The sequence below is a fragment of the Mucilaginibacter sp. genome (assembly GCF_039207105.1).
Lineage (GTDB): Bacteria > Bacteroidota > Bacteroidia > Sphingobacteriales > Sphingobacteriaceae > Mucilaginibacter.
In genome coordinates this window covers 1-14,899 of sequence record NZ_JBCECK010000125.1, presented here as the reverse complement: position 1 = coordinate 14,899, position 14,899 = coordinate 1, and the positions used below count along the sequence as shown (strand labels likewise).

The following is a 14,899-nucleotide window of genomic DNA, read 5'->3' as shown; positions in this document are numbered from 1 at the left end:
TAAAGCTAATTCTGTTACCGAATTACTTGACCTTTACAGCAATGACAAGTTTTTTCGCTTTCACACTGCTGTAGCTTGTGGCTTTCATGGGATCAGTTTTCAGCTGATGATGAGTAAGCTGAAAGCTTACGCCATGATAACCGCGAGATTAGCGCAGCGTATCTCGCGGTAGAGTAGTTTTTTAAATAATATTATTCCTGAGGCACCGCCATAGCCACACCTGTTTTTACAGGAGTGCCAAAGTTAGGCGTGCCATCCGGGTTCCAGGTAAACTTTTGTGCGCGGGGTGAGCGGTCCTTACCGCAACCCTGACCGGGTTGGGAGTTGGCGTGGTACAGGATCCAATCCTCTTTACCATTTGGCGATTTAAAGAACGAATTATGTCCCGGCGCGTAAACGCCATTTTCTGGTGATTGCTTGAAAACCGGCTCTGCCGATTTTTTCCATGAGGCGGGGTCGAGCAAATTGCTGTTAACCGTTGTGCTGAGCATCCCTAGGGCATAATAATCTGTCCAGCAGCCACTGGCCGAATAGATCAGGAACAGCTGGTTTTTATGCTTTAATATTTCAGGGCCTTCGTTCACGTTTACGTGAGCCGGGTTGTTATCATCATGCAGATCACCATATTTTTCCCATTGGTATTGCGGGCTCGAAATTTTAACCCGTTCGCTGCTGATGGTGGTCGGGTCTTTCATTTTGGCAATGTAAATGTTCTGCTGGCCGTTCTCATCGCCTTCCCATCCGGCCCAAATCATGTACAGCTGGCCTTTATTTTCAAAGACTGAGCCGTCAATAGCCCATTTATTGGTAATATCGGCAACCTGGCCTTTAAATGTCCATTCGCCCTTCATAGGGTCGGCAGATCGGTTTTCGAGTACAAACATACGGTGATGGTTGTTGCTGCCATCATCGGCAGCAAAATACATATACCATTTGCCACGTAAAAAATGCAGCTCAGGAGCCCATAATTCTTTGGAATATGGCATCCCCGCAGGCGGAACCCATGCCGTTTTTTTCTCGGCCTTATCCAGATCAGTAATATGTTTTGTTTTCCAGATCACCAAGCGGCTACCCATGCTGTTGGTATAATAGTAATACCCGTTTTTATAAATAACCCAGGGGTCGGCGCCCGATGGCAGCAAGGGATTGGTAAAAGTGGCTTTGCCTTGCTGGGCTAAACAGGCTATGCCGCTTAGTATAAAAAAACAAAGGGTAATGATGATCTTTTTCATAGGTATAAAGATTAATTGACAGACCGCGATTTAAGGTTTTTTTTATTTTGCTGATACTCGGTAGGGGTAGTACCAAACTGCTTTAAAAAGTTGCGCCCCAGGTGCGATTGCGAATTGTAACCCACCATAGCCGCCACTTCGTAAATTTTATAATCGCCATCTTCCAATAGTTTGGCGGCGGCTTTTAACCGGGTAATATTGATGAGCTCATTAATGGTAAGGTTTGATATGGCCTTAACCTTGCGATACAGTGTAGGCTTGCTCATGTTCATCAACCCGGCAATTTGCTCCACATCCAGATCGGGGTTTTGAATATTGTTGTTGATGGCCGAGTTAAGCTTGTCCAAAAAGCTTTCATCAGGTTTGGAGTAGGCCATCGTATTGATATTGGCCAGCGGCGAACTCGCAAAGCGCTCGCGCATTTTACTGCGGTTTATGAGCAGGTTGGCTATCTGTACCTGTAAATGCTCGGGCGAAAACGGTTTTTCGATATAGGCATCGGCACCTACCTCTAAACCTTCAATTTTGCTTTGCAGCGTATTTTTGGCAGTGAGCAGTATGATAGGGATATGGCTGTAATCAAAATTGGTTTTTATCTTTTTGCAAAGCTCAAAGCCATCCATCACAGGCATCATAACGTCGCTGATAACCAACTGTATGCTTTCAATACCCAGCATATCAAAAGCTTCCTGACCGTTAAGCGCCTTAATAACCGAATATTTATCACTCAGATCGTCCGAGATAAAGTCGAGTATCTCGGGGTTATCATCCACTAAAAGTATAATAGGTTTCATAAAATCTACATCCTCCTCTTCTTTGGTTTTATCGGCCTGTTCATAATCATCAGGCAGGTTATACAGGTCAAATTCTTTTTCCTGGTGCACAGGCAGGGTAAGCATAAAGGTGTTCAGGTCGTTGATGGGTTTGTTTAAAGCCAGCACGCCCTGGTGCAACTCGGCCAGTGAGCGTGATAACGATAAACCGATTCCCGTGCCAATCTGCTTTTCAGATTCCTTGAGGCGGAAAAATGGTTCAAATATCTTTTCGCGCATTTCAAAAGGAACTATATAACCGTTGTTCCTCACCTCTACAGAAAACGTCGAATCGCTTTCCAGGGTATCAAGCAATTCTACTTCAACCACCGATTTGCCATATTTGATAGCGTTGTTAATGAGGTTACTTATAATTTTGGTGAAAGCCTCAATATCCACATACGCATACAGTGTTTTATGCTGAATAAACTCATAGTGCATATTCTTTTGCTCGGCCAGCGGCTTAAAACGCAGAAAGGTATCGGAAAGCAGGTGGGTTATATCTGTTTTAACAAAGCTGAGGCTAAAGTTATTGGTTTCGGTTTTACGGAAATCAAGCAGCTGGTTGGTCAGATCGAGCAGACGGTTGGTGTTCTTTTCCATGATCTGCAGGTTATTCTGAATATCTGGTACGCTGCCTGCCTTTTTAATTACCTTTTCCATAGGCCCTTTAATAAGGGTTAGGGGAGTCCTGATCTCGTGGGCAACGTTGGTGAAAAACTCAATTTTGGCGTTGTATATCTGTTTCTCCTTGTCGTTTTCCAAGGTTTCTATCAGGCGTTTATTTTTATCGCGTATCCTGATATGGTACTGGTTAAGTATATAATGTGCAATGATCAATATCAGCAAGGCGTAAGCCATATAGGCCCAAATGCTTTTCCAGAATGGCGGGGTTATGATAATATCAAGTTGAGTTTCCTGGGGCGCCCAAACGCCATCGTAATTGGCAGCTTTCACAATAAAAGTATAACGGCCAGGTAGCAATTGCGTAAAGTAAACCTTGCGGTTGGTTTTTAATACGGTCCATCCCTTGTCAAGGCCCTTCATCATGTATTTATATTGGGTCATTTGGGGCGATGGATAGCTCAGTGCCGCGAAATCAATACTGAACGATGATTGGTTGTAGTTAAGTTTGATCTTTTTGGTGCAGATAATAGAGCGTTGCAGCAAAGAATCGGCACCGTTAACAGAAATTTCCTGGTTATGTACCTGAAAACCGGTGATGTACACCGGGGCGACAAAATTATTGGTTTTAAACTGCGTAGGATTAAAACTGATCATACCCTTTACACAGCCGAAGTACATGGTACCATCGGTATCTTTAAAGGCCGAGTTATAATTAAACTGATCGCTGAGCAGGCCGGTGGCTTTGGTGTAAATTTTGATACTTCTGTTGATGATATTGAGACTCACCAGGCCACGTGTGGTACTTACCCACAGGTTTTTGTGGTCATCTTCCAGTATCCGGAAAATGTAATTACTGGGAAAACCCTTGCTGAGATCATAAAATTTGTAAGTCTTTTTAACCGGATCATAGTTCCATAAACCCAAACCCTCGGTAGCCAGCCATATCTGGTGGTTGCTATCTTCAAATACACTGTTTACCGAGCTGCTATTCAGTTGGTCGGTTATAGCCTCGGGCTTATTTAGCTTACTGCCCGAATTAGTGGCTGGGTCATAAAAATAAGCGCCGTCATGCACGGTACCTACCCATATTTTACCGCTGTGATCTTCTATGATGGAATAAATGAAATCATAAGATGGCACGCTATTTACCAACGTAAAATCTTTTGACGCCTCATTATATTGATAAAGCCCTCGTGTTGTACCAACCAGAATAGCTCCTTTGCGGGTTTTACAAAAAGTAATAATGAAATTACTTTTAAGCATGTTGGCGGCCTTACCCGCCAAATAATGCCTAACTACTTTACCGCTGGGGATATCCAAAATATCAAGCCCGCGTTCAAAGGTGCCTACCAGCAGCTCGTTGCCGTTGGCCAGCAGGCCATGTATATTGGTGTTTGATATACTGGTTGTACCGCCGGGGTAATAATGCGTCCAGGTAGTTTTATCGGGGCTTAGTTTGTTCAAGCCATTGTCTTCGGTACCCATCCACAGGTTGCCGTACATATCTTTGCAAATCTCCCGTACTACATTGCCCTGCAAGCCGGTTTTATCAGAGCCAGGATAAAACTTGTTAAAGGTAGAGTATTGCTTGGGATAATAATTTACACCACCAAAATAAGTGCCTGCCCAAATTCCGCCTTCGGCATCTTTATATAGCGTATAAACGGCGTTATCTGATATGGAATAGGGATCGTTATAATGCTTTTTTAAGTTCAGGAAAGTGCCCTTTTGCACATCATAAATAAACACGCCAGATTCTGTTGCTATCCAATATTCATTATCGTTGTACTTTACAAAATCACGCACAAAAACTTCGGTTTTGTCGGGATTGTAAGTGAGCATGTCCCGGTAGGTGCCGGTACTGCAGTCAAACTCCTTAAAGCCCTGATTGCTTGTGCCCACAAATATTTTGTTGTTATCTGCGGCATATATTTTTTCAATAAAGTTTGATGCCGCAGGTTTGGAGCTTTTAAACAGGCTGTAGCTGCTAAACGAATGCGAAATAGTATCCAGTTTTTCTAAACTGCCCGATGCTGACGATGCCCAAACCGAGCCATCGGTATTAAAAGCTATGGAGGTAGCTTCAAAATGCTGAAAAGCTTTATAATCGGTTATTTTGCCAGTTTTATCATCATACTTTAAAAGTAAGGGGCCTGCAACAAACCAGATATTGTTATTTTTATCTGTAATAATACACCTAACGGCATCAGTGTTTGATGGATTAATGTGGGTGAAAGTTTCGGTTTTAAAATCATAACGGTCAAGTCCCTGGTCATTTCCTATCCATAAATTACCGGCCTTATCCAGACACAGCGAGTGAATCATATTGCTTGATACGCTGTTTTTATCAGCGGCATCATGCCTGAAAGTTTTAAAAGTGTAGCCGTCAAAACGGTTAAGGCCGTCCTTGGTGCCAAACCATAAAAAGCCATGCTTATCCTGCAGGGTGCAGTAAACCGTATTGTTTGACAAGCCTTGCTCAACCTGGTAATGCCTGAAGTAGTACGACTGGGCATTACAGACATTAAAGGACAGCAATAAAAATAAATAAAGTAAGTATAAAGGTCTCAAAATCGTTTGCTAAACAAATATAGCTATTCTGGGCAAGGGTTTTCGTTGTGGTAAAAATTGATACGTTTTGACTAATTATTGATATGATTTGGTTAATGGCAGGCAGCTAAAATCCATTTTCTTTACAACTCAATTATAGATATTTTTACCCTGCATTGTTTTAAAAATAAAATGCCCTGCCATACGGCGCGGCATTGTAAAACTGTATTACCGGCCAATGATAAACTTTAAAAACAAAACCAATCCTTTAAAAAAGGGCCTGTTAAGTATTGCCCTGATGGGTTCGGGCATTTGTGCTGTAACCGCCCAAACGGGTATTAAGGCAACTACTGTAAACCAGGTTAATAACCAACAGCTAAACGCGTTTTATATAAATAACCGTGCCCCGCTGCAAAAGCAATATTTTACTAAACTGCCCGTGGGGAGCATTCAAGCCGGTGGCTGGCTCAAAAAAGCGCTGGAGCTGCAGCGCGACGGCCTTACTGGTAATCTGGGCGAGATCAGTATATGGCTTTCTAAAACTAATAATGCCTGGCTTAATAAAGAAGGTAAAGGAGAGTACGGCTGGGAAGAGCTGCCTTACTGGTTAAAGGGTTATGCCAACATCGGCTACATGTTGAATGACAAGAAAATGATTGCGGAAGCTAAATTTTGGATTGATGCGGTATTAAATAACCAGCGTGATAATGGTGATTTTGGTCCCGACAGAAAAAATAAAGGCAACCGCGACCTGTGGACTAACATGCCTATGCTCTGGTGCCTGCAATCGTATTATGAGTACAGTAAAGATGCGAGGGTGATCCCTTTCATGACCAAATATTTCAAGTATGAACTATCCGTACCTGATGATCAGTTTTTGGAAGATTACTGGGAAAACAGCCGTGGTGGTGATAACATGACCAGCGTATACTGGCTATACAACCGCACCGGCGATAAATTCCTGCTTGATCTGGCTGCCAAGCTCGACAGGAATACTGCCAACTGGCGCCAGGCCAATAACCTGCCCAACTGGCATAATGTAAACGTAGCCCAATGCTTCCGCGAGCCGGCTACCTTTTATCTGCAAAGCCATGATAAAAAAGATCTCGACGCGACTTATAACGACTTTAAACTGATCCGAACTATGTACGGCCAAGTGCCGGGTGGCATGTTCGGGGCGGATGAAAATGCCCGCAAGGGTTATGATGATCCTCGCCAGGCAGTGGAGACCTGCGGCATGGTGGAGCAAATGACATCAGACCAAATGCTGCTGGGCAATACGGGCGATACCTTTTGGGCTGAAAACTGTGAGGATGTAGCATTCAATACTTTCTCGGCAGCTTTTATGCCCGATTATCGCTCACTACGTTACTTAACTGCGCCTAACATGGTAGTAAGCGATAGTAAAGATCATCACCCGGGCATATCTAACGAAGGTCCGTTTTTAATGATGAACCCTTTTAGCAGTCGTTGCTGCCAGCACAACCACGCCGCGGGTTGGGTTTATTATGTCGAAAACAGCTGGATGGCCACGCCCGATAATGGTTTGGCGGCTCAACTATACACTGAAGGACAAGTGAATGCTAAAGTTGGCAATGGTACACCGGTAAGCCTTACCGAAACTACCAGATACCCATTTGAAGATCAGGTAATGGTTACTGTAAATACGCCAAAGGCTGTTAACTTTCCGCTTTACCTGCGTATACCCGAATGGTGCAAAAACGCTGCGGTTAAAGTGAATGGACAAGCAGTAGCCGTAAATACAAGTACGGGCAACTATATCAAACTGGATAAGACCTGGAAAAACGGCGACAAGGTTACCCTGCATTTACCTATGCAACTAAAAGTAAGACAGTGGACAGCTAACAAGAACAGCGTGAGCGTAAATTATGGTCCGCTTACCTATTCCCTGAAAATTGATGAACAGTATACCCGTCAGGATGGCCGCAAATCAACCCAGGGCGATTCACATTGGCAAGCTACAGCCGATCCGGAAAAATGGCCTTCGTATGAGATCCATCCTGCATCTGCCTGGAACTATGGTTTGGTGATAGATGAACAACATCCTGAAAAATCAATAGAGATAATTCACCGCAGCTGGCCAAAAGATAATAACCCCTTTACCAATACCAATGCGCCCATCGAATTGAAGGTTAAAGGGCGCCAGATTCCCGGCTGGACAATTGACCAATATGGCCTGTGTGGAGTGTTGCCGCAAAGCCCGGTAAAAACGGATAAGCCGGTATCTGAATTAACGCTGGTGCCTATGGGCGGCGCAAGGCTCCGGATAGCATCGTTCCCGGTAACTGAATAATCCATCAGCTTAAAAACAAATTGAAAAGCATTATAAAAATTCTTATACCGCTGTTAGTTGGTAATATGTGTGTAAAGGCACAAGCCCAGCAGGCTATCACACATCAGCCGCCATCGCCATTATTTCGCGATCCGATATATGATGGTGCTGCAGACCCTGTTTTGGCTTATAACCATACCGAAAAGGAGTGGACAATGCTATATACCCAGCGTCGGGCCAATGTACAATCGCCCGGAGTATCGTATTGTTATGGTACTGCCATAGGGGTTGCCACATCAAAAGATCATGGCCATAGCTGGGTGTATAAAGGAGCATTGAACCTGGAGTTTGAGCAGGGGCAAAATACTTTCTGGGCACCCGACGTGGTGTATGAAAAAGGTATTTACCACATGTTTGTAGCATATATTGCCGGAGTTCACAGCCAATGGGGGGGAGATGCACATCTGCTGCATTACACCAGTAAAAACCTTTGGGACTGGAAATATGAAGGTCGGCTAAGTTTACCCGATCATAATATTATAGACCCAACATTGTTGAAGCTATCCGATGGTAAGTGGCATATGTGGTATAAAGATCAAAAACTGGGCAGCATCACCATGACGGCAGAAAGTACCGATCTCATTAACTGGAAAGTAGCTGATAAGCCGGCCATTGATGGCAAATCGCACGAAGGGCCAAAAATATTCAGGTTTAAAGATTATTACTGGATGATAACTGATGAGTGGCGAGGTCAGCGGGTTTACCGCTCCAAAGATGCGTTAACATGGGAACATCAGGGTATGATATTAGATACTCCTGGTCACCGGTCGGAAGATACCCCAACCGGGGCCCATGCCGATGTAGTGATCAGTGATGGCCATGCCTACATTGTTTATTTCACGCATCCCGGTCGTAAAACGCATCAGGATGAGGGTGGGCTGGATAAGGATGGCGATTATTCTTATTCAACCAAACGTACATCTATACATGCGGCCGAACTGGAATTTACAAATGGCACTTTAAGCTGCGACCGGGATAAGCCGTTTAACTTTTGGCTTACAGAAGAAAGAGATAATTAATAGAAAACTTGTTAACTTATTCAAAATGCAAAACAAATTCAAAGTATTGGCCATAGCAGCGTTTATGGCATTCGGAGTGCAGGCTTATGCTCAGCAAAAAACAGCAGGCGTATGGACTGAAGCAAAAGCAAAGGCATGGTATGCACAGCACCAATGGCTGGTGGGTAGTGATTTTATACCCAGCACAGCTATTAACCAACTGGAAATGTGGCAGGCTGATACCTTCGACCCTAAAACCATCGATAAAGAGTTGGGCTATGCTCAGGGCATAGGTATGAATGTGATGCGTGTGTTTCTGCATCATTTAGCCTGGCAGCAAGATCCCGAGGGCTTTAAAAAACGGGTAGACCAGTACCTGACCATATCAAGCAAACACGGCATCCAAACCATGTTTGTGTTTTTTGATGATTGCTGGAATAAAGAACCTAAAACAGGCAAACAACCTGAGCCAAAACCAGGTGTACATAATTCAGGTTGGTGGCAGGATCCGGGCCAACCGGCTTCTGAAGATCCGGCTAATTTCCCGCCGCTTGAAAAATATGTTAAAGATGTATTGAAACGTTTCGGCAATGATAAACGCATCCTGCTTTGGGACTTATATAACGAACCTGGTAACTCCAACAAAGGTGATAAATCATTACCCTTGTTAAAAAGCGTATTTAAATGGGCAAGAGAAGTGAACCCGAGCCAGCCGCTAAGCGCGGGTTTATGGTCATGGGGATTAGAGAACCTCAATAAGTTTCAGGCAGATAACTCTGATATCATCACTTATCATGATTACACTCCCGAAGCCGACCACCTGAAAACCGTACAGTTTTTAAAATTGCTTGGTCGTCCGTTGATCTGCACCGAATATATGGCCCGTAAGCGTAATAGCCTGTTCAGTACCGTATTGCCTATGTTGAAAAAAGAGAATGTAGGCGCTATTAACTGGGGTTTTGTATCGGGTAAAACCAATACTATTTATGCCTGGGATACCCCGATACCCGATGGCAGCGAACCGGAACTGTGGTTCCATGATATTTTCCGTAAAGATGGTACGCCTTATAAGCCAGAAGAAACCGAGCTGATCAAAAGCTTAACCAACAGAGGTAAGTAATGATTGGCGGTATCAAATATTGGGCAGTAAGCACCTTTGCATTTGCCCTGCTTGGTGTAGCGCAGGTTTCAGCACAGGGCATCGGCACAAAAAATTTTAATACTAAATCGGGGGTTGATTTAAAAGCCGGATCGGGTCAGGTAACGCTTACCTGGCCCGCCGGTGAAAAAAGTAATGGCCGATTGGTGCTCAATTTGCAAAAAGATGCGCCATTGTTTCAAAGTGTACAGTTGAGTAAAAATGGCGTATACCGGCAGGTTATCAACAATGTCGATCCGCAATTTATTCTTACCGAAGGTAAGCGCGATCTGATATCGCAAAACGGCTGGAATATATTTTTTGATAAAGTACCGCTCAAACCTCATCATTCCTACAAGGTTAATTTTACCAAAGGCTCAACAGATATACGTACCGAGGGTTCACATACGGTGATCAGTATTGCCGGGGTAGGAGCTCCAAATTTTAAAGGCGATCTGGAAATTACACTCTATAATGGCCAGCCGCTTTTTAATGTGGCTGCGGTGGTATCAACCGAAATAGATTCTACAGCAATTTTATATGATGCCGGTTTGGTAGCTAAGCAGCAACCGGTAAAAACGATAAGCTGGAGCGACGTATACGAGCACTTGCAAACCGATGGAATTAATAGCGCGGATACAGCCAAAAACCTTGCAGTAAAATACCGGACTATTATTGGTTCAAACACCGGCGGCAGCATTGCCGTATTCCCGGCACCACACCAGTATTTTTATCCGCTTGATGAGGCTTTTAATCTGAAATTTGTTTGGTATGGCAATAACTACCGCAATATGCTTAAAGGTTACGGCTTGGGTATAAGGCAGGAACTTAATGGCGATAAACGTTATGTGCCCTGGTTTAATGCTCCTCCCGGCACCCGCCAAAGGCTTAACTTTTTTTGTTTGTTAAGCACCGGCAATGCGGCATCGGTATTGGCCAATGTGAAGCGATATACGCATAACGATAGTTATAAGGCTTTGTCCGGTTATAAAACCATGACCAGCCATTTTCATAATGAGTTTATCATGAGTGTAGTGCTGGCGGGTAAGCCGGTGCCGGATAGCCCCAAGTTTGTTAATGTTTTCAAAAGATTGGGTGTAAATATTGTTCACCTGGCCGAGTTTCATTATACCGCGCACCCGAAAGGGCCGGATGAGCAACGTTTATTGGAGCTTAAATCATTATTTGAGCAATGCAAACGCCTGTCGTCACCAAACTTTTTACTGCTGCCCGGCGAGGAGCCTAACGAGTTTTTTGGCGGCCATTGGCTACAGTTTTTTCCGAAACCGGTTTATTGGATCATGTCGCGCAAGCCGGGAACGCCTTTTGAAACCAGCGACGCCGAGCATGGTAAAATATACCACATAGGCGATAAAAATGATATGCTGGCTTTGCTTAAAGCCGAAAACGGCCTGGCATGGACTGCCCATGCCCGTACTAAAGGCTCAACCGGTTTTCCGGATGCTTATAAGGATGAGGCTTTTTACCGGTCGGACAGGTTTTTGGGCGCTGCCTGGAAAGCTTTGCCCGCCGATCTTTCTCAGCCGCGTTTAGGTAAGCGGGCGCTTGATCTGCTCGATGATATGAATAACTGGGGGCTTCAGAAAAAGATGCTCGCTGAGGCCGATCTGTTCAGTATTGAGCCGGAGAACGAAATGTATGCTCACTTGAATGTTAATTACTTAAAGCTCAATAAACAGCCCGATTTTAAAGATGGTTGGCAACCGGTATTGGATGTTTTGCAGCAAGGCCAGTTTTTCTCCACCACAGGCGAAATATTGATCGCCGATTTTACAATTAATGGTCACCATGCAGGCGAAACCATACAATTACCTGCCAACGGTAAATGTACCGCAAGCTTTAAAGCCGACTGGACATTTCCACTGAATTTTGCCGAGATAGTTTCGGGCGATGGCAAAAATGTGTACCGCAAACTCATCAATCTTAACAATACCAAAGCATTTGGCAACCAAACTTTTACTATGTCAGTTGACTTGAAAGGCCGTACCTGGGCCCGATTAGAAATATGGGATTCAGCCGCTAATGGCGCTTTTACACAAACAATTTGGTTTAAGTAAGCCAGATATCTGATAAATTTATCAGCAGCCCGGTACAACTATATGCACATAATCTGTGAAATATGTTGTACCGGGCCTTTTTTTGGCCATTTCTGTCAATAATACAGCTAAAAATATTAAAATTTTTCTAACCGTTATTTATAATGATAACCTCTTGATTAGTAATGCTAAACTACTTAGTGTATCGGATACAAGTTATTGATTATCAGTTAATATGTATTTGGAATTGCATTTTTGTAATCATAGTTTTGTTATAACCAATTATAAATTTTAGTGTTGTATGGGACAGAACATTGATCAAAAAACGTCTATGCCTTTGAGTTTTCCGGAGTTTATTAATTCTCCTCAAATTCATTATCAATTACCGCCGGAAGTACTTGAAAAGGTCGCTATTGAACGTGGAGAGGGCTATTTAACAGACAAAGGCGTACTGGCTATTGATACCGGAGAGTTTACCGGCCGCTCGCCAAAAGACCGCTTTATTGTAGCGGATAATATTACAAATAATACCGTTTGGTGGAGCGATATTAATATTGCTGTTAGTGCTGAAGTGTTTGATATTCTGTACACTAAGGTGGTTTCATACCTGAATAACCGGGAGATCTTTGTGCGGGATGCTATGGTATGTGCTGAGCAAGACCATCGATTAACCCTGCGGGTGATCACCGAAACAGCCAGTCAGAACCTTTTTGCTTATAATCTTTTTTTACGGCCTGATGGTGCTTTTGTGCCCGAGTGGACGATCATCTCGGCTCCGGGCTTTAAGGCCGATCCAGCGGTGGATGGTACGCGGCAGCATAATTTTGCCATGATCAACTTTACCCGTAAAATTATCCTGATAGGAGGCACCGGTTATACCGGCGAGATCAAGAAAGGGGTATTCAGCGTACTCAACTTTTTACTGCCTCAAAAAAATATACTTACCATGCACTGTGCGGCTAACAAGGGCGTTGGTGGTGATACAGCCATCTTCTTTGGCCTGTCAGGTACCGGCAAAACAACGCTATCTGCTGATCCAGAACGCCAATTGATCGGTGATGATGAACACGGTTGGAGTACAAATGGCGTATTTAATTTTGAAGGTGGCTGCTACGCTAAAATAGCCGGCCTAACTGCCGAAAAAGAACCTCAGATATATGAGGCCATTAAACCGGGTGCGCTGCTGGAAAATGTTTGTTTCCATGAATCATCAAAAAGGGTTGATTTTGATAATTTGTCAAAAACCGAGAACATCAGGCTTTCCTATCCGCTGCATTACATCAGTAATACGGTTAATCCTGCTATGGGCGATGTGCCAAAAAATATATTCTTTTTAACAGCGGATGCCTTTGGGGTACTGCCACCTATTTCAAAACTGACCCGGGCGCAGGCCATGTATTACTTTTTATCGGGCTATACGGCCAAAGTTGCCGGGACAGAATGCGGTATCAATGAACCGGAGACTACATTTTCGGCTTGTTTCGGACGGGCATTTTTGCCGCTGCATCCCATCAAATATGCCGAAATGCTGGGTGAAAAGCTGGATAAATATCAGCCCAATGTATGGCTTATCAACACCGGGTGGACAGGTGGCGCTTATGGAACAGGTACACGCATTAAGCTAAGTTATACCCGTGCCATGATCAAAGCCGCGCTTGAAGGTCAACTGGATAATGTGCCATATCAGAAGTTACCCATTTTTGATCTGATGATACCGGCATGGTGCGCGGGCGTTCCGAGAGAGTTGCTGAACCCGGTGAATACCTGGCCCGATCCATTTCAGTATGCGGAGAAAGCTAATCATCTGGCAGCACTATTCCGCAAAAACTGCAGCCAGTACAAGGATTTTTCTGACGGTATGTTATGTACTGTGGGCCCCGCAGCCAAGGCGGCGTAACAACTCTAAATCTCTCACATAATCGAAGACTTCCGAAGTTTTCAAAACTTCGGAAGTCTTGCCTTAATCTATCCTACCAAACCAATATTAGGCAGTTCTTCAGCATCGGCCATAAATTCTTCGGCCTTCATCACCATTTCTTCTGATCCCATAAAAATAGGGGTGCGCTGGTGCAGGGAATTAACATCAAGGTCCAGGATACGTGTTTTATACCCATTTGTAGCTCGTCCGCCGGCCTGCTCCACAATAAACGACATGGGATTACACTCATAAACCAAGCGTAGTTTACCTCCTGGCGTAGCAGCCGTTACCGGGTAAATAAAGATGCCTCCCTTGATCATGCTGCGGTGCAAATCGGCAATCATAGAGCCCACATATCGTGAACTATACGGGCGATCAGTGGCCGGATCCTCTACCTGACAATATTTAATATATGATTTTACGCCCTGAGGGAAATGCACATAATAGCCCTCATTAATAGAATATACATGGCCAGTTTTAGGGAACTTCATATCCGGATGCGATAAACAGAACTCACCGATAGATGGGTCAAGCGTAAAGCCGTTAACGCCCCTGCCGGTGGTGTATACCAGCATGGTTGATGTCCCATAGATTATATATCCGGCGGCTACCTGGTTCACGCCCTTCTGCAATACATCATCAAGGGTTGCCCTGCCTTCGGTGCTTTTTCTTCGGTATATAGAAAAGATAGTACCTACAGATACGTTTACATCAATATTTGACGAGCCATCGAGCGGATCTATCGCTACAATATATTTAGCATCCAGGGATACATCGGTATCCAGCATCACAATTTCCTCGTTTTCTTCAGATGCTACAATGCAACATTCACCACCGTTTTTAAGGGCGGCAATAAATTGTTCGTTGGCATAAATGTCCAGCTTCTGCTGTGTTTCGCCCTGAACGTTAGTGCTACCCGCCTGGCCAAGAATATCAACCAGGCCGGCTTTATTTACTTCGCGGTTAACAATTTTGGCGGCAATGCCAATGTCGCGCAATAATCTTGAAAGTTCGCCCTTAGCATAGGGGTGGTCGGCTTGTTTTTCAATGATAAATTGTCCTAAAGTTTTGATAGGGGTCATGGTCTTAGTGTATTTAATACGTAATAAGTTGTCTTGGTTTTTTGACAAGATAAGTATAAAATGGCACTAAAATTCAACAAAATGGCACATTTATCTCCGGTAACGTTTGCGCTTTTTGCATAAGTGTGTAAT

General features: G+C 44.0%; 8 protein-coding genes. 5 read left to right on the top strand and 3 right to left on the bottom strand.

Features of this window, described 5'->3' with window-relative positions; all coding sequences use genetic code 11:
* Window positions 1-191: 191 nt before the first annotated feature.
* Entirely contained in the window at window positions 192-1,232 is a 1,041-nt protein-coding gene (locus tag AAGC65_RS19760) for a glycoside hydrolase family 43 protein (protein WP_343114187.1), read from the bottom strand.
* A gap of 11 nt (window positions 1,233-1,243) precedes the next feature.
* Window positions 1,244-5,209, bottom strand: a complete 3,966-nt coding sequence (locus AAGC65_RS19755; protein ID WP_343114186.1) for a two-component regulator propeller domain-containing protein — start codon at window positions 5,207-5,209, stop codon at window positions 1,244-1,246.
* 250 nt (window positions 5,210-5,459) lie between these two features.
* Here AAGC65_RS19755 and AAGC65_RS19750 point away from each other — a divergent pair, with 250 nt between their 5' ends.
* The 5 genes from AAGC65_RS19750 (at window position 5,460) to pckA (ending at window position 13,664) form a co-directional block, all read left to right on the top strand.
* Entirely contained in the window at window positions 5,460-7,535 is a 2,076-nt protein-coding gene (locus AAGC65_RS19750; protein WP_343114185.1) for a beta-L-arabinofuranosidase domain-containing protein, read from the top strand.
* Between the two features lie 20 nt (window positions 7,536-7,555).
* Window positions 7,556-8,593, top strand: a complete 1,038-nt coding sequence (locus tag AAGC65_RS19745; protein ID WP_343114184.1) for a family 43 glycosylhydrolase — start codon at window positions 7,556-7,558, stop codon at window positions 8,591-8,593.
* A gap of 25 nt (window positions 8,594-8,618) precedes the next feature.
* Window positions 8,619-9,692: a cellulase family glycosylhydrolase gene (locus AAGC65_RS19740; RefSeq protein WP_343114183.1), complete on the top strand. Its 1,074-nt coding sequence runs from the start codon at window positions 8,619-8,621 to the stop codon at window positions 9,690-9,692.
* Window positions 9,692-11,788 carry a hypothetical protein gene (locus tag AAGC65_RS19735; protein ID WP_343114182.1) on the top strand — a complete coding sequence of 699 codons (2,097 nt, stop codon included), beginning with the start codon at window positions 9,692-9,694 and terminating at the stop codon, window positions 11,786-11,788. Before AAGC65_RS19740 ends, AAGC65_RS19735 begins: the two co-directional genes overlap by 1 nt.
* Before the next feature lie 280 nt (window positions 11,789-12,068).
* On the top strand, window positions 12,069-13,664 hold the full coding sequence (gene pckA, locus AAGC65_RS19730; RefSeq protein ID WP_343114181.1) for a phosphoenolpyruvate carboxykinase (ATP): 1,596 nt from the start codon (window positions 12,069-12,071) through the stop codon (window positions 13,662-13,664).
* Window positions 13,665-13,732: 68 nt separating this feature from the next.
* Here pckA and fbp read toward each other — a convergent pair whose 3' ends face one another.
* Window positions 13,733-14,767 carry a class 1 fructose-bisphosphatase gene (fbp, locus tag AAGC65_RS19725; RefSeq protein WP_343114180.1) on the bottom strand — a complete coding sequence of 345 codons (1,035 nt, stop codon included), beginning with the start codon at window positions 14,765-14,767 and terminating at the stop codon, window positions 13,733-13,735.
* Window positions 14,768-14,899: the final 132 nt, after the last annotated feature.

Coding starts and splice junctions, on each gene's coding strand:
- AAGC65_RS19760 (WP_343114187.1), bottom strand. CDS start 1,232: ATGAAAAAGATCATCATTACCCTTTGTTTTTTTATACTAAGCGGCATA.
- AAGC65_RS19740 (WP_343114183.1), top strand. CDS start 8,619: ATGCAAAACAAATTCAAAGTATTGGCCATAGCAGCGTTTATGGCATTC.
- AAGC65_RS19735 (WP_343114182.1), top strand. CDS start 9,692: ATGATTGGCGGTATCAAATATTGGGCAGTAAGCACCTTTGCATTTGCC.
- fbp (WP_343114180.1), bottom strand. CDS start 14,767: ATGACCCCTATCAAAACTTTAGGACAATTTATCATTGAAAAACAAGCC.
- AAGC65_RS19750 (WP_343114185.1), top strand. CDS start 5,460: ATGATAAACTTTAAAAACAAAACCAATCCTTTAAAAAAGGGCCTGTTA.
- pckA (WP_343114181.1), top strand. CDS start 12,069: ATGGGACAGAACATTGATCAAAAAACGTCTATGCCTTTGAGTTTTCCG.